Below are 22,397 nucleotides of genomic sequence, written 5' to 3'. Positions count from 1 at the left end.
CTCGGTCCGGGCCTGGCGGCGGCCGCGCATAACACCTTACGGAATTTGTCGGAATTTTTCATTGACTCTTTTGCTCGGCAATTCGTAGGTATGTCCTACCAATTCACTCGGAAACCTGAAAGGATCGCCGATGCACCCTTGGAAAACCGCCCTGAGCGCCACCGCCCTGCTGGCCGTGACCGCCCCCGCCTTCGCGCAGGAGGTCAATCTCTATTCCAGCCGTCACTATGACAGCGACGACGCGCTTTACGAGGAATTCACCGAGAAGACCGGCATCACCATCAACCGGATCGAGGCCAATGCCGACGAGTTGATCGCGCGGATGGAGGCCGAGGGCGCCAACAGCCCGGCGGATGTGTTCATGACCGTCGATGTGGGTCGCGTCGGGCGCGCCGTGGATGCCGGGCTGCTGCAGCCGTTCGAGTCGGACGTGATCGAGACCAACGTACCGCCGCATCTGCGCCACCCCGAGAACCTGTGGACCGGCCTGTCGCAGCGCGCGCGGATCATCTATTATTCCAAGGAGCGCGTGGAAAACCCGCCGCGCACCTACGAGGCGCTGGCCGACCCGATGTACGAGGGGCAGGTCTGCATCCGCTCGTCCTCGAACATATACAACCAGTCGCTGCTGGCCTCGATCATCGAGGTGCACGGCGAGGAGACGGCCAAGGAATGGGCCGCCGGCGTGGTCGACAACATGGCGCGCGACCCGCAGGGCGGCGATACCGACCAGCTGCGCGGCATCGTGTCGGGCGAGTGTGACATCGCGGTGGCCAACACCTATTACTACGTGCGCGGCCTCGCCGGCGAGGTCGACGGGCTGACCAGCGGCATCGACGATATCGGCTGGGTCTGGCCCAACCAGGGCGGGCGCGGCGCGCATGTCAACCTCGCCACCGCCGGCATTGCCAAGAACGCGCCCAACCCCGACGCGGCGACGGCGCTGCTTGAATTCCTCGTCAGCGAGGACGCGCAGGAACAGTTCGCCAACGCCAATAACGAGTATCCCGTCCTGTCGGGCGTGGGCATGAACGAGCATGTGGCACAGCTGGGGATCTTCATCCCCGACAGCACGACACCGACCTCGGCCTTCTCCGAGAACGCGGCGCAGGCGCAGGCGATCTTCAACGAGGTCGGCTGGAACTGAACCGCGACCTCGGCTAACCGACAGGCGCAAGACCCCCGGAGAGATCTTCGGGGGTCTTTTACGCCTGTCAGCAGCCACCCGGCCCGAGCGGGTCCCGGTCAGAGGCGTGTGACCGGCGTGTCGCCGTTCAGCACGTAAACGCGTCGGCCCGCGTTGCGCTGCGGGGTTTGCACGGTGATCGAGACCTCCTCGGCCGCGGCGGGATCGGCGCATTGCGCGGGGACCAGTATCGCCAGCGCGTCCTGGCTGGGCGTGCCGTCGGCATCGGGGATCTCGAAGAGCAGGGCCTGGACCTGGTCGGGTCGACAGCCGGGCGCGAGGCCGATCCGCCCGGTCACGGTATAGCCCGCGCCCGATTCCCCGGGCGCGATCGCGCCGAACCGGAAAGGGGCGAGGACGCCGCTGTCGCCGAGCGGGCGCGCGGCGGCGATGCGACCGCCGGGCGCATTGCCGGGCCGGGGGGAAATCACCGCGCCGCCGCTGCCGCCGCGCGCGACGATGCGCAGGTCTTCGGACTGCGCGGCCCCCGGCACCGTGTCGAAGGCGATGGCGACCTGCCGCTCGACCGGCCGGAAGATGTCCGGACAGCCGGCCGGATCGATGCGCTGGCCGATCACGGCAAACAGCGTGCCGCGCCCGTCGGTCGCGCCTGCGACATCGGCGCCGGCATCGGCCAGGCAATCGTTCACGAAACGCAACGTCAGCGTGAGGCCGGGCCGGCCCTGCCCGTCGCGCCAGCTGCGCGCCGAGACGATTTCGGGCGCACCGGCGAGCGAGCGGATGGCGGATTCGGGAACGGTGAGCGTCATGGCACCGGCGGCGAGCGCAGCTGCGCATGCCGTGCCGATCGACAGCACGGCGAGCGTCGTCCTGAGCAGAGGGTTCATCGTCGCTCCTGCATCTCGGGGCATCAAGGACGTGCCCTGCCCCGGCCCGCAAAGGGCCGGGGCAGGATCGCGGCTAAAAGGTACCACGGTCAGTAGGTCGCCTTCCAGCGTTTCAGGTTCTCGAAGACGGGCTTTCGGATGCGGGTCGCCCCGTTGAGGCCGGTTCCGTCCACCCCGTAGGCGTGGATGCCGTAGATCGTGCGCTTGTTCTGGCTTGCGCGATAGAGGTAGACGCCGCTTCCGCTCATCCCGCCGGCGGTGTCGCAGGGGTAATACAGCCGGTATGTCGTGATGATGCGCATCTTGCAGAAGGCATGCCACATCGTGCCGCGCGGCTTGTCACCGGGATAGCCGTTGATGTTGACATTGTATTTCGGCATCGGCTTTTTCCAGCCATAGCCCATCCAGCCAACGCGATTTCCCACGTCTTCGCGCAAGACGATCATCGCGTAGTCGTAGTTGCGCTTGTGGCTGCGTGTCCACCCGCGCACCGAGATCGCCCTCTTCCAGCCGATCTTGCCATAGGGCCGGGTCGAGGCATCACGCTGACCCGGCGAAAAGGACAGGTTCGAATACCAGCGGTCGTTGCGGATGTTGTAGACGCAATGTCCCGCCGTCAGCACGTGGCGCGGACCGATCAATGTGCCCGTGCAGCCGATGTCGATCCGCCCGACGGTACGGAACGGATATCTTGTCGTCCCGGTGATCCGGACACGCGTGTCCGAGCCGATCACGCTTTCAGCCTGCACGCTCTCGCCTTCGAAGGCATCGGAATCCTCGTTCGCCCCCTCGGCGGCAGGGTCCGGCGCGGTGCCGCCCGTCATGCCGGCATCGTCATCTTCGCTTTCGACGGCAAAGCCGTTTTCGAGCCGTGCGATGCTTTCCATCATCGCCTCGACGATCTCGTCGGTCGGTGCCAGCATTTCCATCTCGCCGTCGGGCGTGACCGAGATCGCGGTCAATTCCTCGCGCGCCTCGGCCTCTGACAGGGTCAGAGCCTCCTTGATGTAGACATCGACGATGGGCAGTGCCTCGGGCGGCACGAACCGGTCGCTGGGGTCGAAGATTTCTCCGCCGCTCGCGCCACCGCCCTCGGACCCGGCAAAGCCGGGATCCGTTGCTTCCTGGGCATAGGACAGGCCCGCGAGGGATATCGCGAAAACGCTTATGCAAAAGCCGCGTCTTGCTTGTTTGAAATAACAATCTTGCAGTGCCATAATTATCTCCTCCATCCAGTATGGAATTCACGGAAGACCGGGCATTGGCGTCATTCGCTGCTACGACAGCGCACTTTGTAATTTTTCAGACTTAGCAATTTAAATTTACTGAATTTGCCAGATTGCAAGCGAACAATTCACATCCCAATCTATTTATACGGTACCACGATTCGCGGAAATTTCCTAGTTGTTTGCCGCGACCCCGTCGCTCGGAGAAGGGCGATATTCTTCGCCTCTCCCTTGCGCGTCGTGTCGTCAGATCCGGAAACTCGTGTGGATGTGGACCGGCCTCTGCGCGCCGGGATCCGGGGCAGATGAACGTGTTCTTTCACCCTCGTTCATCCGTGCCTGTTCGAGCTTGGTGATCAAGTTCGCGGCAGGGGTGCCGGCCTGTAATAAGGCCTGCGTCGCGACGGCCAGATCCCCGCGGGCAGACGGCACCCCCGCGCCCACGGCGAGGAAACGGCTGGCGACCACGATCGAACAGATCATGGCTGCGGGGCGCCGTCGGTGCGGGGGCGAAAGGCCCGTGGTCCCGCCGCCTCGTACAGCGAGGGCGCCCAGCGCTGCAGCACCCGCGCAAGGTGATCCGTCATCGCCTGCTCCGCCGTGATCGGATCAGACCCCAGAAGCGTGTCGAGCAGTGCGGCGTGTTCGGCCCCCACCCCGGCTTCCTGAAAGAACTCGCGCGGCACTTCGAGGCCGCCGAGCGTGAAGCGATGCATGTGCAGCGCGCAGCGATGGATCACCGGGCACAGAAGCTCCATCCCGGCCGCCCGCGCCAGTTCCACGTGAAAGGCGCGGTCGAGCACGCTGCACCGGTCGAGATCGCCGTCGTCATGCGCCGCGTCCATGTCCGAGATGATGCCGTCCAGTGCCGATTGCCCCGTCCCGACGCCCTCGCCGGCGACGATGGAAGCAACCGTCCGCTCTATCGACAGGCGGACCCGGACCATTTCCGCGGCGGCGCGCAGCGTCGTCTCGGTCACGACGGTACCGCGATAGCCTCGCCGTTCGACCAGCCCTTGTTCGGCCAGCAGAAGAAGCGCCTCGCGCACCGTGCCCTGGCTGCATCCGAGATCGTGCGCCAGGACCTGTTCGACGAGATGCGCGCCCGGCTCGTAGACCCTGAACAGGATCGCGCGGCGCAGCGTGTCGCGGGCCTGGACGGCCTTCAGCCCGCCTATCATGCCGGCAGGTCTTCCCGGCATCATCGAAGATGGGATCGGCGGTGTTGACAACGTGAAATCACCCTTCAATAATCAATATTGATAATTGCCGACCGGGACGTGGTTCCGCAAGAGGGAACCGGAGGGGAAGGGCACTGTGACTTTGCTGAAAGTCGAACATCTTGCCGTCGACCTGGTCCGGGACGGTAAGCGCTACGGGCTGGTCCGGGATGTCAGCCTGGATGTTCCGGCCGGCGGCACCCTCGCCGTAGTTGGCGAATCGGGGTCGGGAAAGTCGCTGACGGCCCTTGCGATCATGGGCCTGTTGCCGTCCGAGCTGTCGATCAGCAGCGGCACGATCCGTTTCAACGGGCAGGAGGTGCCCGATCTCTCGCCGCGCCAGATGCGCGGGTTGCGCGGTGGCGATATCGCGATGATCTTCCAGGAGCCGATGACCTCGCTCAACCCGGTTCTGACGATCGGGCGCCAGTTGACCGAAGGCATGCGCCTGAAGCTCGGGCTCGACCGTGCCCAGGCGAGGGCAAGGGCCATCGACCTGCTGGCCGAGGTCGGCATTGCCGAGCCCGAACGCCGGCTGAAGGAATATCCGCACCAGTTTTCCGGCGGGATGCGCCAGCGCGTGATGATCGCCATCGCCCTGTCGTGCAATCCCAAGCTGATCCTTGCGGACGAGCCGACGACGGCGCTTGACGTCACGATCCAGGCGCAGATCCTCACGCTGCTGTCGCGCCTGTGCAAGGATCACGACGTCGGGCTGGTGTTGATCACGCACAACCTTGGTATCGTGGCGCGCCATGCGGATCGCGTCTCGGTGATGTACGGCGGGCGGGTTGTAGAAGAGGGCGCGGCGCGCGCGGTGTTTGCCGCCCCCGCCCATCCCTACACGGTCGGGTTGCTGAACTCGGTGCCGCGCCTCGACCTGCCGCGCGACCGGGCGCTGACACCGATCGACGGTCAGCCGCCCGACCCGATGGAAATCGTGCATGGCTGCCGGTTTCATCCCCGCTGCAGCCGGGCGACGGAGAGATGCGCGCAGGAGGTGCCGCCGCTGGCGCCACACGGGGAGACGGCCGTGGCCTGCTGGCACCCGGTCGCGCAAACGGTCGCGGCCGCGCAATGACCGCGCGGGCCCTTCTCGAGGTCGACGGCCTTCATGTGCGCTTTCCGATGCGCTCGGGGCTGATGCAGCGTGTCACGGGCGCCGTGCATGCCGTCAGCGGGGTCGATTTCACCATTCCGCGCGGCGAGGCCTACGGGCTGGTGGGCGAATCCGGGTGCGGCAAGACGACGGTGGCGCGGGCCGTCCTGCAACTCGTCCGGCCGAGCGCCGGCACCATCCGGTTCGACGGCGCCGATCTGACCGCGATGAGTGCCAGGGAACTGGCGCCCTTTCGCCGTCGCGTGCAGGCGATCTTTCAGGACCCGTTCTCGTCGCTCAACCCGCGCATGACGGCGGGCGACATCCTGGCAGAACCGATCCGCGTCCATCGCCTCGTCCCGCAGCCCGAGATCGCGGAAAGGGTCGGGCACCTGCTCGACCTCTGCGGCCTGCCGCGGCGCTTCGTCGAGCTTTACCCGCACGAGATGTCGGGCGGGCAGCGTCAGCGCGTCGGTATCGCCCGCGCGCTGGCGATGGAGCCCGACCTCATCGTCTGCGACGAGGCGGTCTCGGCGCTCGACGTCTCGGTGCAGGCGCAGATCATCAACCTGCTGGCCGATCTGCGCCGCGAGCTTGGGCTGACATATCTGTTCATAGGCCACGACCTGTCGGTGGTGCGTCATCTCTGCGATCAGGTCGCGGTGATGTATCTGGGGCGGATCATGGAGCGCGCGGAGTCGGAGCCTCTCTTCGCGACGCCGGCGCATCCCTATACGCGCGCGTTGCTGGACGCGGTCCCCGATCCCGATCCGGAACACGAGGCCGGACGCGAGGTCGAGCCGCTGCAGGGCGAGGTGCCGAGCCCCTCGGCGCCGCCGCCGGGCTGCGTCTTTCATCCCCGCTGTCCCGTCGCCATCGACCGGTGCAGACAGGAAGAACCCGCCCTCGCCTCCGTCGGGTCGAGGCGGGAGGCGGCCTGCTGGCTCGCCGAGCCGAAACCCCGACGCGACACGTCCATAAAAAAACAGGAGGTAAGCCTATGACCGATGACGAGAAAAAGCGCCTGCGGGCCGAATGGACCGCGGCGCATGACTTCGACCCGCGCGACCCGATGCTGGGCCTCGAACGCCGCGAGCTTTGCGGTCCGCGGATGTCGCGTCGGGCCACGCTGCGGCTTCTCGCGGCCTCGGGCGCGCTGACGGCGGCGCACCTGATGCCCGGGCCGGTCGGCCGTGCAATGGCGCAGGGGACGCCGGGCGGCACCCTGACCTGCGGCTGGGCCGGGGTTGCCGAGATCACCACCCTCGACCCGGCGCAGATCGGGCAGGTCCTGCAATTCCAGGTCACGTCGAACGTGCTGTCGGGGCTGATGCACATCAATGCCGACCTGATCGCCGAGGGCGACCTCGCCGAAAGCTGGGAGGTCTCGGAAGACGGGCTGACCTATACCTTCAAGCTGCGCGAGGGCGTCACCTTCCATAACGGCGATCCGTTCACCGCCGATGACGTGCTTTTCACCTACGAGCGGTCGTCGAACCCGGAAAAGTCGATCCATTCCAGCGTGCTGGCCAACGTCGCGAACCTCGAGAAGCTCAACGATCACGAGGTGCGCTTCACGCTCAAGCAGCCGCAGGCGAGCTTCCTGACCAAGACGCTGGAACGCGCCTCTGGCCGCGCCATGACAATCGTGTCGCGCGGCGCGCTCGAAGAGATGGGCGTCAGCCAGTACGGCCTGACCCCCGTGGGCACCGGCCCCTTCCGCATCACCGAGCATCAGCTTGGCCAGGGTGTCGTGATGGAGAAGTTCGACAACTTCTACGACCCCGAGCGGCCCAAGCTCGACAAGGTCATCATCAAGCCGGTCGACGGGGCAGAGCCGCTGGCCGCCGCGATCGAGGCCGGCGACATCCAGTATATCGGTGGCAACCCGATCGCCGCACAGCTGATCGACCGCTTCAAGCAGAACCCCGATCTGGTCACCGACGTGAAGCCGGGGCCGGGCTTCCAGTCCTTGTGGCTGAACCCGTGGGTCGAGCCGATGCGCGTCGAGAATTTCGACAAGCCGCTGGAGGAGCTCAAGCAGGAAAAGGGGTTCCAGGTCCGCCTCGCCATCGCCAAGGCGCTGAATCGCGACCTTTACGTGCAGCAGGCGCGCTTCGGCTACTCGTATCCTGCGCATGGCACGATCAACCCGGCCATGGGGTTCTATTTCGAGGACGACCTGTCGGAGACCTCCGAACAGGCTTTTGATGCCGCCGGGGCCCAGGCCCTGCTGACCGAAGCGGGCTATCCGGGCGGTGAAGGATTTCCCGAACTGGAGCTCATGGTCCGCCCCTCGGAGAAGCGCGACGGGCTGGTGATCGCCAACATCCTCAACCAGGTCCTCGGCATCACGGTGAAACCGGTGACCACCGAGTTCTCGGTGCAGATCGAGCGGTTCACCGCGATGGACTTCCAGCTGCGCCTCGGCGGGTCGGGCGGCGACTACGACCCCGACGATGCGCTTGTGGACTGGATGATGACCGAATCGAAGTTCAACGGCCGCACCCGCGACACCGACGAGATGCCCTTCGGCTTCTTCTCCGAGGCCGAGGTGGACCGGCTGGTCGAAGAACAGTCGGTGACCGCCGACCCCGACGCGCGGCGCGACCTCGTGCAGAAGGCCAACAGGATCACCTCGGACAAGGTGGCCTGCGGGTTCCTCTACCACCCGGTCGACGTGCAGGTGCGGCACAAATCGGTCAACTTCCCGGCCGTAAGCCGCATCCCCGGTCTGAACGACCTCGATCGCGTCACGCTGTCGTGATGCCGAAGGCGGAGCCGAGAAACCGATGAGCGGATATCTTCTCAGGCGACTGATCGGCACGGTCCTCGTGATGTGGGCCGTGGCGACGCTCGTGTTCTTCATGCTCCGCCTCGTGCCGGGCGACCCGGTCGCGGCGATGCTGGCGGATGCCGGCAGCGCCGAGGCCGAGGCCGCCCTGCGCACCAAGTTCGGTTTCGACAAGCCGGTCTTCATGCAGTACCTTTACTGGCTCGGGAACATGTTCCAGGGCGATTTCGGCAACTCGCTTTACGGCAACAACCAGCCCGTCAGGACGATTCTTGCCGAGGCGCTGCCGCGGACCCTGTCGCTGGCCGGAATCGCCTTCGTGATCGCCATCGTCATCGCGGTGCCGGCGGGGATCCTGTCGGCGACGCGGCGCAACACGCCGGTCGACACGGGCGTGTCCTTCGTGGCCTTCCTCGGGCTGTCGATGCCGGATTTCTGGCTGGCGATCATGCTGATCATCGTCTTCGCTGCGAACCTGCAATGGCTGCCCGCCATCGGTTACGTGCCGCTGTCGGAAGGGTTCTGGCCGTGGCTGGAGCACCTGATCCTGCCGGCGATCGCGGTCGGCACGGCGTTCTCGGCGATCATCGCCCGGATGATCCGGTCCTCGCTGCTGGAGGTGCTGAAAGCCGACTACATGCGCACCGCCGCCGCCAAGGGACTGACCCCGCGGATGATCATGTGGTCGCATGCCCTGCCCAACGCGATGATCCCGGTCATCACCGTGGTGGGCATCGCCTTCGCCCTGCTGATCTCGGGCGCTGTGGTGGTCGAGAACGTGTTCTCGATCAAGGGGCTGGGGCGGGTGCTGATCAACGGTATCCTCAACCGCGACTACCCGGTGGTGCAGGGCGCGGTTCTGGTCGTCTCGGCCTTCTTCGTGTTCTCCAACCTGCTGGTCGACCTGCTTTACGGCGTGCTCGATCCGCGCATCCGGTATTCCTGATGAGCGACAGCCTGATAAGCCCCGACGACACGGCGACCGCCGCCGACCCGATGCCCACGCGGCGGCGCTCGCGCCTGCGCGCCTCGCTGGCCAATGACCGCAAGGCGCAGTTCGGGCTTGTCGTGCTGGGGCTGTTCCTGTTCGGAATGGTGTTCGCGCCCTGGCTGTCGCCCTACGATCCGAACGCGATGACAATGGACATGATGTCGGGGCCCTCGCTGGGTCATCCGCTGGGCACCGACGATCTCGGGCGCGACCTGCTCAGCCGGATCCTGCACGGCACGCAGATCTCGCTGTTCATCGGCATTTCCACGGTGCTGATCGCGCTGGTGATCGGCGTCGCGCTCGGGCTGATCGCGGGATATTCCGGCGGCTGGATCGACCTCGTGATCATGCGCTACATCGACCTGCAATGGGCGTTTCCGAATTTCATCATCGCCGTCTACCTCGTCGCGGTGTTCGGCACCGGCCTGGTGAACGTCATCGTGGCGATCTCGCTTGCCTTCATCGACGATTTCGCCCGTGTCGCCCGCTCGATGACGCTCAGCCTGCGGCAGGAACAATTCGTCGACGCCGCCCGTACCATGGGCTTTTCCAACGCGCGCATCCTCTTCCGCCATATCCTGCCCAGTGCCATGGCCCCGATCATCGTGCAGGGCACGGTCTCGGTCTCCTACGCGATCCTGGGCGAGGCGACGCTGTCGTTCCTCGGGCTGGGAGTCGAGGCGACGACACCGACCTGGGGGCTGATCCTCGCGGATGGGCGCGGCTTCATCAGCCAGGCGTGGTGGCTTGGCGTCTTTCCCGGCCTCGCCATCATGCTGGTGGTGCTGTCGATCAATTTCATCGGTGACTGGCTGCGCGACGTCTTCGACGTGCGCGAGAGCCTGTGATCGCATCCAAGGAGCAAGACATGCAATTTTCCGCAACATCCCCCTATGGTTCGCGGCGATCGGCGGTGCTGGCCGACAACGTCGTGGCCACGTCCCAGCCGCTGGCGGCCGAGGCGGGCCTGAGGATGCTGCACCAGGGCGGCAACGCCGTCGACGCGGCGCTGGCCGCCGCCATCGCCCTCACCGTGGTCGAGCCGACGGGCAACGGTCTTGGATCGGACGCCTTCGCGATCGTCTGGGACGGGGCAGAACTGCACGGGCTGAATGCCTCGGGCCGGTCCCCGGCGGGCTGGACGCCCGAGCGTTTCGCGGGACACGACGCCATGCCCGAACGCGGCTGGGACTCGGTCACCGTGCCCGGCGCGGTCGGCGGGTGGGTCGCCCTGTCCGACCGCTTCGGCAAACTGCCCTTCGCCAGCCTGTTCGAGCCCGCGATCGCACTGGCCGAGGCGGGTTTCACGCTCTCGCCGGTGATCGCCGCGCTCTGGGCGCGGGGGGCGGAGGTGCTGCACGATCAGCCGGGCTTTGCCGCGCATTTCATGCCCGGCGGCCGCGCGCCGGTCGCCGGCGAGCGGGTGCGAAATCCGGATCTGGCCGCCAGCCTGCGGGCCATCGCCGAGACGAAAGGCGAGGCGTTCTATCGCGGTGAACTGGCCGAACGGATCGCCGCGGATGCCGGCCGGCACGGCGGCTGTTTGACCGTTGCCGACATGGCGGCGAATGTGCCCGACTGGTGCGGAACGGTCTCGGCAGAGTTCGACGATGTGGCGCTGCACGAGATCCCGCCGAACGGTCAGGGCATCGCGGCGTGCATGGCCCTGGGGATGCTGTCGCATACCGGGGTACGCGACCTCGGTCCCGACGACCCGAAGGCCATCCATCTGATGATCGAGGCGATGAAGCTCGCGCTTGCCGATGCCGAAGCCTATGTCGCGGATCCGGGCGCCATGACCGAGACCGGCGCGCAGCACCTTCTCGATCCCGGCTACCTCAAGGCGCGCGCGGCGCTGATCGATCCCGGACGCGCGGCCGATCATGGATCCGGGGCCCCGCGCGAGGGCGGAACGGTGTATCTCACGGCGGCCGACGCGTCGGGCATGATGGTCTCGTTCATACAGTCGAACTATAGCGGCTTCGGCTCGGGCGTCGTGGTGCCCGGCACCGGCATCCATCTGCAGAATCGCGGCTTCGGCTTCACTCTTGCCGAGGGCCATCCCAACCGGGTCGGTCCGGGCAAGCGGCCCTTCCACACGATCATCCCCGGTTTCCTGATGCGCGGCGGTGCGCCGCTGATGTCCTTCGGGGTGATGGGCGGGCCGATGCAGGCCCAGGGCCACCTTCAGATGACGCTGCGGACGCAGCTTTGGGGGCAGGATGTCCAGACCGCCGCGGATGCGCCGCGCTGGCGGGTGGTCGAGGGGCTGGAAGTCGCCTGCGAGAGCGCCCTGCCCGACAGCACGGTCGCGGCCCTGCGGGGCTTCGGCCATTCGATCACCCTCGAGACGCCCGACGCCGCCTTCGGCTTCGGCGGCGCGCAACTCGTGCACCGGCTGGAGAGCGGTGCCTACGCCGCCGGCTCGGACCCGCGCAAGGACGGTCAGGCGATCGGTTTCTGAACGACGCACCGGGCCGCCCGTGGCGAGAATTGTCCGGCGTCTATCGGCGTGACAGGCGGGTGACGCGCACCGAACGGGTCGGCGCGGCCAGACGGTTGCCATGGTACCCGCGGAGAGTGACACAAGGCCGCGGAGGCATGCGGGCGGAAGATCGCGCCGGGACTCTTCGAGATGAAGACCTGGGCCGGAACACCCGTTGGCGGGAACCCTCGTTTATTGCATGATGATGCACAAGCTGGCCCGCGTCGATGAGGACGACCCGATCAACGCCTTTTTGGCAAGCTCCATCCCGTGCGGGGGTTATAACGCGGCGCGGAAGAGGGCCGTCAGCGTCTCTTCGGTCAGGGCCACGGGATTGCCGCCGCAGGACGGATCCTTGAGCGCGCCCGCGACGAGGTCCGGAATAGCCACTGCGGTAACCCCGAACGCGGAGAGGCCCATGGGGACATCAAAGCGGGCATTGAAGCGGTCGACGAAGGCGCGGACGCCGTCAAAGCCGCCCTTGATCCCAAGGTAGGACGCCGCGTGATCGAATCGCGGGCGGATCGCGTCGGCGTTGAAATCGAGGACGGCAGGCATGCAGACCGCGTTCGTCGTGCCGTGATGGCTGTTGAAATGCGCGCCCACCGGGTGGCTCATCGCGTGGATCGCGCCGAGGCCCTTCTGAAAAGCCGTGGCCCCCATCGCCGCGGCGCTCATCATGTGCGCGCGCGCCTCGAGATCGTCGGGGCTGTCATAGGCGCGGGGCAGGTTCTCGATCACCAGGCGCATCCCCTCCAGCGCGATCCCCTGGCTCATCGGATGGTAATGCGGGCTGGAAAACGCCTCGACGCAATGCGCGAAGGCATCGAGGCCGGTGCCGGCGGTGATGGCTTTCGGCATGCCCACCGTCAGTTCCGGATCGCAGATCACCGTTGCGGGCAGCATCCGGGGGTGAAAGATGATCTTCTTCTCGTGGCTCACCGAATTGGTCAGAACCCCGGCGCGCCCCACCTCCGACCCGGTGCCGGCGGTGGTGGGCACCGCGATGATCGGCGCGATGGCGCTGGCATCGGCGCGCGTCCACCAGTCGCCGATATCCTCGAAATCCCAGACCGGGCGCGTCTGACCGGCCATGAAGGCCACGCATTTGCCAAGATCGAGTCCCGAGCCGCCGCCGAAGGCGATCACCCCGTCATGGCCCCCGGCGCGATACGCCTCGACACCGGCTTCGAGATTACACTCGTTTGGATTGGGATCGACCTCGGAGAAAACATCGGCCTCCATCCCCGCCGCGCGCAGGATGTCCAGCACCTGCGCGGTGATCGGCAGCGGTGCCAGCCCCTTGTCGGTGACCAGCAGCGGGCGCGCGATGCCGGCATGCGTGCAGGCCTCGGCCAGTTCCGCGATCCGACCCGCGCCGAACCGGATGGCGGTGGGGTAGGACCAGTTGCCTCTTAGCGTCGTCATGTCGTCACCTCTTTCCCGTGTCTGTCCGGGCCGGACGCCCCGACAGCGCATCCGGCCTTTTCATCTTGCCCTAAATACTCACTATCCAAAGGCCCGCAGCCCTCACGCCCGCTCGAACCCGCGCTGGATCTCGTAATCTGTCACGGCGCGGTTGAAATCCTCCTGCTCGACCTCCGCCGCACGGGTGTAGTGATCGACCACCGCGTCGCCCAAACCCGCGCGCAGCATGCGCGAGCCGCGGAACGCCTCGCTCGCCGCCGCCAGCGTGTGCGGCACGTCGGGCACGTCGCCCATGCCGTAGAGATCGCCCAGGGCCGGGCCGACCAAGTCGAGCGCTTCCTCGATCCCGGCAAGCCCCGCCGCCAGTTGCGCCGCACAGGCGAGGTAGGGGTTCATGTCCGACCCGGGGATCCGGCACTCGATCCGCACGGCCCGGCTGCCCTCGCCCACGAGGCGGAACCCCGCGGTGCGGTTGTCCACGGACCACGCGGCCTTGGTGGGTGCGAAGGTGCCCGGCACGAAGCGTTTGTAGCTGTTGATATAGGGCGCCATCAGCAGCATGCAGTCGGGCGCGTATTTCAGCAGCCCGGCCACGTAATGACGCATGGTCTGCGACATCCCGTGATCGCCGGCGGGATCGTGGAACGCATTCGCGCCGTCGCGGAACAGCGACTGGTGGATATGCGCGGCGCTGCCGACGCGGTCGGCGTGCCATTTCGGCAGGAAGGTCGCGGCATGGCCATGCTGCTCGGCAATCTCCTTGACCGCGTGCTTGGCCAGCGTGTGCCGGTCGCAGGCCGCCAGCGCCTCGCCGTAGCGGATGTTGAGTTCCTCCTGGCCGATCTCGGCCTCGCCCTTGGTGTTTTCCACAGGGATGCCCATGGCATGAAGCGCGTTGCGCACCGGGCGCATCACGTGCTCGTCGCGGGTGCTCAGCTGGATCGAGTAATCCTGGTTGTATTTCACCAGCGGGTCCAGGTCGCGATACCCGTTCGCGCGGATCGCGTCATAGGAGGTGCGGAACAGGAAGAATTCCAGTTCGGTGGCCATCATCGGCACGAACCCCATGGCCTCGGCCCGCGCCACCTGCGCCTTGAGGATCTGACGCGGCGAATGCGGCACCGGGGCGTGGCTGTGATGATCGAGGATATCGCACATCACCAGCGCCGTGCCGTCCAGCCACGGCACGGGGCAGAGCGTCGCCAGATCGGGTGTCATCGTGAAATCGCCGTATCCCGCCGCCCAGCTTGTCGCGGCATAGCCGTCGGGGGTCGCCATCTCCAGATCGGTGGCGAGCAGGTAGTTGCAGCAATGCGTCTCTTCGAACCCGGCCTCGAGGAAATTCGCCACGTGAAAGCGCTTGCCGATCAGCCGGCCCTGCATGTCCACGCCACAGACCAGCACCGTGTCGATCTCGCCGCTCGCGGCCCTGGTTTTCAGCGTCTCCAAGGTCAGGGCTGTCATGATCTCGTGCTCCGTTCAGGCTTGGGGAAAGGGGGCCCCCGCCCGAGGCCCCCTCATGTGTCTTTCAGGACCCGCTCAGGTGTAGCGATAGGGGCGCCCGGCCTTTTCCATGTCGGCATTGTACTGCTTGAAGATCTTCACGACCTGCGCCTTGGTTTCCGATTGCGCGGCGATCTCGTCCCAGAATTCGCGCGCGGCGGATTCCACCGTCGCCCATTCGTCGTCGGGGATGGTCGTCAGTTCAAGCTTCTCGCCATGCACGCGCAACCGCGCCTCGCCGCCCCAGTACCACCACTGGCGGTAGTAATGCGACTGCTCCATGCAGGTGGCGAGCAGCAGTTGCAGATCCTCGGGCAATTCTTCCCAGCGGCCCATGTTGGCAAAGAAATGCCCGACCCATGCGCCCGAGATGTTGTTGGTCAGGAAGTAGTTGGTCACGTCCGCCCAGCCCACCGTGTAATCCTCGGTGATCCCCGACCACGCGATGCCGTCCAGCTCGCCGGTCTGCACGGCGACCTCGATATCCTCCCATGGCAGGGTGACGGGCACCACGCCGAACTGCGACAGGAAGCGGCCCGCGGTGGGGAAGGTGAAGACGCGCTTGCCTTCCAGATCGGCAAGGCTGTGGATCGGCTCCTTGGTGGCGAAATGGCACGGATCCCACGCGCCCGCGCTGATATGCTTGACGCCGACCTTCGCGTATTCCGCGTCCCAGATCTCCTTGAGGCCGTACTGGTTGAAGAGCACCGGCACGTCGAGGCTGTAGCGCGAGCCGAACGGGAAATAGCCGCCGAAAACCGTGACCTCGGTGGGGCTGGCCATGCTGTCATCGTCCGATTGCACCGCGTCGATGGTGCCGCGCTGCATGGCGCGGAACAGCTCGCCCGTGGGCACAAGCTGATCGGCATAGAACAGCTCGATCTGCATGCGGTCGCCGGCGATCTTGTTGAACGTGTCGATGGCCGGTTTCACCACATGCTCGGCCAATGCGCCGCCGGCATAGGTCTGCATCCGCCAGGTGATCGTCGATTGCGCCAGCGCCGGTGCGGCCAGGGGTGCTGCCACCGCACCGGCGCCGGCCGTGGTGATGAACTTGCGTCGTGTCGTCATGATCTTTCTCCTTGTTGAAATGATGGCCCCTTCGCCGGGGCTCTTGTCGGGGTTATCTTCCGTAAACGAGGTCTGGCAGCCAAAGTGCGATCTGCGGAAAGACCATCACCAGCGTCAGCGCCAACAGCATCACGCCCACGAAGGGCAAAATCGAGCGGTAGATGTCGCGCAGCCCGATCTCGGGCGGGGCCATGGCACGCATCAGGAACAGGTTGTAGCCGAAGGGCGGCGTCATGTAGGCGATCTGCGTGGTGATCGTGTATAGCACACCATACCATATCAGATCGAACCCCATCGCGCCGACAAGCGGCACATAAAGCGGTGCCACGATCACCAGCATCGCGGTGTCGTCGAGAAACGTGCCCATCACGATGAAGCTGAGCTGCATGAGGATCAGGATCCACCACGGGTTGAGGTCGAGGGTTTCGGTGAACAGCCCCTCGATGGCGCCCACCGCCCCCAGCCCGTCGAAGATCGCCCCGAAGCCCAGCGCGGCGAGGATGATCCACATGAACATGCAGGTGATGCCCAGCGTGTTGCGCACGCTGGTCTCGAACACGGCCCGCGTCATCCGCCGCTTCAGCACCGCGGCGAGCAGCGCCGCGATCGCGCCGACGGCGGAACTCTCGACCAGCGAGGTCCAGCCCCGGACGAAGGGCACCATCATCACCGCGAAGATCACCAGCGGCAGCAGCCCGGCGCGCAGCAGCCGCAGTTTTTCGGGCAGCGACACGTCACGCTCGGCCACGGGCAGGACCGGCCCCAGATGCGGCTGCACCCTGCAGCGGATATAGATGTAGACGATGAACAGCGTTGCCATCATCAGCCCGGGGATCATGCCGGCCAGCCACAACTGCCCCACCGGCTGCCGCGCGATCATCGCGTAGAGCACCAGCACCACCGAGGGCGGCACGAGGATGCCCAGGGACGATCCGGCCTGCACCACGCCCGTCACCATGATCTTGTCATAGCCCCGGCGCAGCAGTTCGGGCAGCGCGATGGTCGCGCCGATGGCCATGCCCGCCACGCTCAGCCCGTTCATCGCCGAGATCAGCACCATCAGCCCGATCGTGCCGATCGCCAGACCGCCGCGCACCGGCCCCATCCAGACATGGAACATCCGGTAGAGATCGTCGGCGATCCGGCTCTCCGACAGGACATAGCCCATGAAGATGAACATCGGCAGGGTCAGCAGCGGATACCATGTCATCAGCTTCATCATGGCCGAGAACGGCACCTCGACGCCGCCCGCGCCCCACAAGGCCAGCGCCGCCACCGCCCCGACGAAGCCGATGGCGCCGAACACCCGCTGCCCGGTCATCAGCATCAGCATCATGCCCGAAAACATCAGGATGGCGATCATCTCATGCGACATCCGACGCGTCCTCTCGCAGGCGCTCGATGTCGCGGAAAAGCTCGGCCACGCATTGCAGGATCATCAGCAAGACGCCCACGCACAGCACGATCTTTATCGGCCACAGCGGCGGTCGCCACGCGGTCGGGCTGACCTCGAGAAAGCCCAGCTTGCCGCGGGCGGCCCCCCAGCCGTCGGTCACCAGCGTGAGCGCGAGGTCGCCGAAGAAGGCGAACGGCTCCATCCCGAAATAGCCGAGCGCGTAGGCGGTCGAACTGATCGCCCCGGTAAAAAGCACCCCGAGATAGAACAGCAGGAACAGGATGGTGACGGCATCGACCATCGCCTTGGTGCGGGGCGACCAGTCGCCATAGAACAGATCCATCCGCACGTTCGATCCCAGCTGGATCGAATAGGGACCGCCCAAGACGAAATAGGCCACCATCACGAATTGCGCGGTCTCCAGCGTCCAGAGCGACGGCGAGAACACCGTCTTGGACACCGACGACCAGATCAGCACGCCCATCAGCACGAAAATGAGATACATCGCGACGCGCCCAATGGCGCGGTTCATGGCGTTCACGGCGCGGATGTAGGTCTGCATCGCGCTACGCATCCTGCGCCCTGCCACCATCACGGGACGACGAATTATCCTGCCTGTCAGGGCTGCCGGGACTGCAGTCCGGGGTATGGTCGCGGACGAGCACGACCGGTCCGGTCGCGTCCGCGATCTTCAAGACCCTGCCATACGGATCGCCCATGCTGTCCCTCGCCTTTCGGAAAAAGGTTTCCACGGGACCCGATTTTCGTCAATATTTTTCCAGAGTTTTCGGCAGAAAGGCTGCGCCTGCGCCGCGCTCCCTGTCCAGGTTTCAACCAGGAAAGGTCCGCACTCCCGTGACCGAGGACCCCCCGCCAAAATCCCCGGGCCGACCGACCGTGCGGCAGCTTGTCCGCACACGGTATCACGACCTGACCCGGTCGGAGCGCAAGTTCGCCAATGCGCTGGTCGAGGATTATCCCAATGCCGGCCTCGCCTCGATCACCGCCGCGGCCGAGGGCGCGGGCGTCTCGGCACCGGTGGTGGCGCGCATGGTGCAGAAGCTGGGCTTCAAGGGCTATCCGCAATTCCACCAGGCGCTGCTCGAGGAATTGCAGGCCTCGGTCTCGGGCCCCACCGCGCGCCGCGCCGTCTGGACGGCCGAGGCACCGGCGACGCACATGCTCAACCGCTTCGCAGGGAGCGTGACGCAGAACCTCGCGCAGACCTTCGCCAATATCGACCCCGCGCGATTCGACGCCGCCGCCCGGATGCTGGCCGGCGACGCGCAGCTTTTCATCGTCGGCGGGCGCATCACGCGGTCGCTGGCCGAATACGCCTTCACGCATTTCCAGGCGATCCGCCCGCGGGTGACGCATCTGACCTCGGCGCCGGCGACCTGGCCGCATTACGTGCTGGACATGGTGGCGGGCGACACGCTGCTGATCTTCGATATCCGCCGCTACGAGGACAACCTCCTGCGGCTGGCAGAGATCGCGTCGACGCGGGGCGTGCGGGCGATCCTGATCACCGACCAATGGGCCAGCCCGGTCGCGACCCTAGCCGACGCGACCTTTCACTGCTGGGGCGAGATCCCGTCGGCATGGGAGTCGAACATCGCCATGCTGTCTTTGACCGAGGCACTGATCGCCGCCACGCAAGAGGAATGCTGGCCCGGGGCGCGCGCCCGCTTCGACCAGCTTGACCGGCTGTTCGAGATGACGCGCCTGTTTCGCAAGGTCTGACCCAAGTTGCCATCGTCGATCTGTTTGCCGAAGATATGGCGTTCGCAGGCGGTCTCGGCCTGCCAGAGCGTGTCGGGCCGCGTGGTCATGTCCCCGAACTCTTTGCCCGACCACTGACTTTCGGAGCGTGTGTCGATGGCTCCCGCGGGGCAAGGGCTTTGCGATCGTCTGGCATCTGGTCGCTCGCGGCCATGCACACGGCGCCTGATCTGCAGCACGGCGGCTGCGTGCCCCGGTGCCCCGAAGACCCGCGCGAACAGTGTGAAAAGCTGCGTGCGGTTACTGGCGAGGCCCCGGCAGCGTGTCTTGATGTGGCCGAACCGGCGCTTGAGCGCCCAAAAAAGCATGCTCGCGTCGTGCGCGCCAGGAGATCATCCTGTCGATGTCGTCTTCCACGGGATGGAGATTGCCCCCATCGGCGCCTTGCGCATGACGCCCCGGCACTGGTCCGCGCCGGTGAATGCGGCCTCGCGCCTGGCCCTGACATGGGCCTTGGACCTTGCAACCGGCGGCGCCTTGCTGCGACAGGCCCAGACCGATACCGCGCGCACGATGCGGTTAAAGCGCGTGGCTTGCCGGAACAAACATCCGGGCATCGCGTCTCATCGCGTCAGTCAGCGATGCGGGGCGCAATTGCACCCGGCGGGCGGTTGTGGCTTCTATGCAACCCGACACACCCCCGAAGGAGCAGAGTCATGGCACAGACCGAAACCGCGGCGGATCGCTACGAGATCCTTGACCCTGTCTGGATCGAGATGCGCGACGGCACACGGCTGGCGGCGCGCATCTGGCTGCCCCGCACGGCGCGCGAGACGCCGGTCCCGGTGGTGCTGGAATACCTGCCGTACCGCCGCCGCGACGGCACCTTGCCCCGCGACGAGCTGCACCATGCCTGGTTCGCACGCCACGGCTATGCCGGGGTGCGCGTGGACATTCGCGGCAACGGCGATTCCGAGGGGTTCATGGACGACGAATACTCGCTCACCGAGCTTGACGACGGGGTGCAGGTCATCGAATGGCTGGCCCGTCAGGACTGGTGTTCGGGTGCCTTGGGCATGATCGGCATCTCGTGGGGCGGCTTCAACGGGCTGCAACTGGCCGAACTGGCGCCCGCGCCACTGAAGGCCGCGGTGACGATCTGCTTCACCGACGACCGCTACGCCGACGACATCCACTACATGGGCGGCTGCATGCTGACCGAGAATATCGGTTGGGCCGCGCAGATGCTGGCCTATTCCTCGCGCCCGCCAGACCCCGAGATCGTCGGCGACCGTTGGCGCGAGATGTGGCGCGAACGGCTGGAGCGTCAGCCGCTTCTGCTCGACACGTGGCTGCAGCACCAGCGGCGCGACGCCTACTGGAAACACGGCTCGGTCTGCGAGAACTGGGGCGCGGTCAAGGCGGCAATCCTCGCCGTGGGGGGCTGGGCCGATGCCTATTCCAACGCGGTGCCGCGCACGCTGGCCGGGATGCACGCGCCGGTGCGCGGGCTGGTCGGGCCGTGGGCGCATAAATACCCCAACGCTGCCTATCCCGAACCGCGCATCGGGTTCCTTCAGGAATGCAAGCAATGGTTCGATCACTGGCTGCAAGGTGTCGAGACCGGCGTCGCGGACATCCCCGCCTACCGCTTCTTCATCATGGATTCGATGGAACCCTCGCGCCGCATCGATACCCGGCCGGGCCGGTGGGCGGCCGAGGCGGACTGGCCCTCGCCACGGCTGACGACCTGGCAACTTGCCCTGTCGCAGTCCGGCCTGGGCGAGACGCTGGGGCAGGGTGTCTTGCGCGTGGGCAGCCCGCAGACACTCGGGGCGCAAGGGCAGCGGTTCTGCCCCGGGCTGCGCGATCTCTACGAGATGGCCGATGACCAGAGCACGGATGACGCAGCGGGGCTTAGCCTCGACAGCGCGCCGTTGGAGGAGGGCATCGACATCGTCGGCGCGGCTGAACTGACGCTACGCGTCACGCCCTATGCGCCGACAGGGTTCGTGGTCGCGCGGCTGTGCGATCTGCGTCCCGACGGCACCAGCGCGTTCATCACCATGGGGGTGCTCAACCTGACGCATCGGGGCGGGCATGACCGGGTCGATCCGATGATCCCCGGCCAGCCCGTAGACGCGGTGCTGCGGTTCAACGACATCGCCTGTCACCTGCCGCGCGGGCACCGGTTGCGGCTGTCGCTGTCGACCAGCTACTGGCCGATGATCTGGCCATCGGCCGCGCCGCTGTCGCTCGATCTCGACAGCGCGGCCTCTGGTCTCCGGGTTCCGCTGCGCCCGGTGATCGACGAGGACGCGCCGCGCTTCGGGGCCCCCGAGGACGCGCGCGAAGGACGCTCGGAAACGCTGCGCCCCGACGCCTCGCAGCGCATGGAGCAGACCTTCGCCGACGGCACGCGGCGTCTGCGTATCGTCACCGATGGCGGGCGCGAACGCCAGGGCTCGACCGGGATCGAGGCCGGACGCCATATCGACGAGCTGTGGGACATCCATCCCGACGATCCGTTGTCGGCGCGGATGGAGACGCGATGGATCTACGAGGTCGGCCGCGGCGACTGGCAGACCCGGACCGAGACACATGTCGAGGTGACCTGCGACGCCACCCAATTCCATGTGCGGGCGTGGCTGCGGGCCTTCGAAGGCGGCAGCCCGTTTCTGGAACGCTGCTGGGATGTCCAGGTGCCACGCGACGGCATCTGACCCGGCTGCGACGCGGTCGCGTGCATCTGGCACGGTAGATCAGGCGCAGATTGACGCGGTCGCCCGTGTCAATTCGCTTGCGCCGCGGTCCGGCAGGCTCGAAGATCTCGCCATGACCGACCACACCTGTCGCAAATGATACCAGTCCTCGTCGAGCTGATCGGCAGCTTTCCCGGCCCCGCCTTCTGCGACTTCTGGCTACCTCGTGCACAGTGAGAAGGCGATCCGAGGCGAGGTGTCATGGGACTTCAGTTCGTTCGGAATTGCGACGGTTGAAATGGAATATCCGGTCCTTGACGACGGTGAATGGGCGCGAAACGGTCCAATACCAACGGCCTTAGCTTTTGACCGCCTTGGCGTAGCTCCGGGCGCGGCCGGGGCTGGCGGCCACCGCGCTTTTTCGTAATCTTCCGTAATGGGGCGTTTTAGGTCAAGTGTCCGGCATTCACGCTTTATCAGCGCGATCGAGCTATCTGATCGCAAAGGGCGTCTTGGCCATCTGGAGGTCCTCAGGATCCGGCGCGTGACCGGTGCCTCGCCAGATCTTTCAAGTCTTCTTGGCTGTTCGCGGCCATGGACTGCCGCGTCTGATTTGAGTCCAACACCGGGATGATGCTTGTCTTACACTGAACCCGGCTCCTGAGGTATGAAGGAGCCACTGCCCGCCACGCCATTTATGGCGAGCAGTGGCGGCGGCCGGATCGC

At 66.2% G+C, this 22,397-nt stretch carries 18 protein-coding genes; 9 read left to right on the top strand and 9 right to left on the bottom strand.

Going from position 1 to position 22,397, the window contains the following annotated elements:
* The first annotated feature begins 130 nt into the window (after nt 1-130).
* Nucleotides 131-1,147, top strand: a complete 1,017-nt coding sequence (locus V8324_RS00090; RefSeq protein WP_336417871.1) for a Fe(3+) ABC transporter substrate-binding protein — start codon at nt 131-133, stop codon at nt 1,145-1,147.
* Nucleotides 1,148-1,245: 98 nt separating this feature from the next.
* Here V8324_RS00090 and V8324_RS00085 read toward each other — a convergent pair whose 3' ends face one another.
* From V8324_RS00085 to V8324_RS00070, 4 genes are all read right to left on the bottom strand, one after another.
* Entirely contained in the window at nt 1,246-2,034 is a 789-nt protein-coding gene (locus V8324_RS00085; protein WP_336417870.1) for a hypothetical protein, read from the bottom strand.
* 89 nt (nt 2,035-2,123) lie between these two features.
* Nucleotides 2,124-3,251, bottom strand: a complete 1,128-nt coding sequence (locus V8324_RS00080) for a trypsin-like serine peptidase (RefSeq protein WP_336417869.1) — start codon at nt 3,249-3,251, stop codon at nt 2,124-2,126.
* Nucleotides 3,252-3,506: 255 nt separating this feature from the next.
* A complete protein-coding gene (locus V8324_RS00075) occupies nt 3,507-3,743 on the bottom strand; it encodes a hypothetical protein (protein ID WP_336417868.1) in 237 nt (78 codons plus the stop codon).
* Nucleotides 3,740-4,441 carry a GntR family transcriptional regulator gene (locus tag V8324_RS00070; RefSeq protein ID WP_336417867.1) on the bottom strand — a complete coding sequence of 234 codons (702 nt, stop codon included), beginning with the start codon at nt 4,439-4,441 and terminating at the stop codon, nt 3,740-3,742. Before V8324_RS00070 ends, V8324_RS00075 begins: the two co-directional genes overlap by 4 nt.
* 136 nt (nt 4,442-4,577) lie before the next feature.
* Here V8324_RS00070 and V8324_RS00065 point away from each other — a divergent pair, with 136 nt between their 5' ends.
* From V8324_RS00065 to V8324_RS00040, 6 genes are read left to right on the top strand one after another with little or no spacing between them, the layout of a single operon-like run.
* Nucleotides 4,578-5,561 (top strand): ABC transporter ATP-binding protein, encoded by a 984-nt coding sequence (locus V8324_RS00065; RefSeq protein ID WP_336417866.1) that lies wholly within the window; start codon nt 4,578-4,580, stop codon nt 5,559-5,561.
* Nucleotides 5,558-6,583 (top strand): ABC transporter ATP-binding protein, encoded by a 1,026-nt coding sequence (locus V8324_RS00060; RefSeq protein WP_336417865.1) that lies wholly within the window; start codon nt 5,558-5,560, stop codon nt 6,581-6,583. The genes V8324_RS00065 and V8324_RS00060 overlap by 4 nt, the downstream gene beginning before the upstream one ends.
* Complete coding sequence (locus V8324_RS00055) at nt 6,580-8,346, top strand: ABC transporter substrate-binding protein (RefSeq protein WP_336417864.1); 1,767 nt, start codon at nt 6,580-6,582, stop codon at nt 8,344-8,346. The genes V8324_RS00060 and V8324_RS00055 overlap by 4 nt, the downstream gene beginning before the upstream one ends.
* Before the next feature lie 25 nt (nt 8,347-8,371).
* Nucleotides 8,372-9,319 (top strand): ABC transporter permease, encoded by a 948-nt coding sequence (locus tag V8324_RS00050; RefSeq protein ID WP_336417863.1) that lies wholly within the window; start codon nt 8,372-8,374, stop codon nt 9,317-9,319.
* On the top strand, nt 9,319-10,212 hold the full coding sequence (locus V8324_RS00045; protein WP_336417862.1) for an ABC transporter permease: 894 nt from the start codon (nt 9,319-9,321) through the stop codon (nt 10,210-10,212). The genes V8324_RS00050 and V8324_RS00045 overlap by 1 nt, the downstream gene beginning before the upstream one ends.
* A gap of 20 nt (nt 10,213-10,232) precedes the next feature.
* The gene (locus V8324_RS00040) at nt 10,233-11,828 is read left to right on the top strand and encodes a gamma-glutamyltransferase family protein (protein ID WP_336417861.1); all 1,596 of its coding nucleotides are present in this window, start codon (nt 10,233-10,235) and stop codon (nt 11,826-11,828) included.
* Nucleotides 11,829-12,128: 300 nt separating this feature from the next.
* On the opposite strand, the gene V8324_RS00035 is transcribed toward V8324_RS00040, so the two are convergent.
* From V8324_RS00035 to V8324_RS00015, 5 genes are all read right to left on the bottom strand, one after another.
* Nucleotides 12,129-13,277 (bottom strand): iron-containing alcohol dehydrogenase, encoded by a 1,149-nt coding sequence (locus tag V8324_RS00035; protein WP_336417860.1) that lies wholly within the window; start codon nt 13,275-13,277, stop codon nt 12,129-12,131.
* 102 nt (nt 13,278-13,379) lie between these two features.
* Nucleotides 13,380-14,741, bottom strand: coding sequence for a glutamine synthetase family protein (locus V8324_RS00030; protein WP_336417859.1), 1,362 nt, complete (start codon nt 14,739-14,741; stop codon nt 13,380-13,382).
* Nucleotides 14,742-14,816: 75 nt separating this feature from the next.
* A complete protein-coding gene (locus tag V8324_RS00025) occupies nt 14,817-15,851 on the bottom strand; it encodes a TRAP transporter substrate-binding protein (RefSeq protein ID WP_336417858.1) in 1,035 nt (344 codons plus the stop codon).
* A 52-nt stretch (nt 15,852-15,903) separates the two neighbouring features.
* Nucleotides 15,904-17,226: a TRAP transporter large permease gene (locus V8324_RS00020; RefSeq protein ID WP_336417857.1), complete on the bottom strand. Its 1,323-nt coding sequence runs from the start codon at nt 17,224-17,226 to the stop codon at nt 15,904-15,906.
* Entirely contained in the window at nt 17,216-17,809 is a 594-nt protein-coding gene (locus V8324_RS00015; RefSeq protein ID WP_442970431.1) for a TRAP transporter small permease subunit, read from the bottom strand. The genes V8324_RS00020 and V8324_RS00015 overlap by 11 nt, the downstream gene beginning before the upstream one ends.
* 293 nt (nt 17,810-18,102) lie before the next feature.
* Here V8324_RS00015 and V8324_RS00010 point away from each other — a divergent pair, with 293 nt between their 5' ends.
* Both V8324_RS00010 and V8324_RS00005 read left to right on the top strand, forming a co-directional pair.
* A complete protein-coding gene (locus tag V8324_RS00010) occupies nt 18,103-18,990 on the top strand; it encodes a MurR/RpiR family transcriptional regulator (protein ID WP_336417855.1) in 888 nt (295 codons plus the stop codon).
* A 695-nt stretch (nt 18,991-19,685) separates the two neighbouring features.
* Nucleotides 19,686-21,692, top strand: a complete 2,007-nt coding sequence (locus V8324_RS00005; protein ID WP_336417854.1) for a CocE/NonD family hydrolase — start codon at nt 19,686-19,688, stop codon at nt 21,690-21,692.
* The last annotated feature ends 705 nt before the right edge of the window (nt 21,693-22,397 follow it).

Origin of the sequence: Roseovarius sp. D22-M7, assembly GCF_037083785.1 — a bacterium.
GTDB lineage: Bacteria > Pseudomonadota > Alphaproteobacteria > Rhodobacterales > Rhodobacteraceae > Roseovarius.
This window is presented reverse-complemented; position numbering and strand designations above follow the sequence as displayed.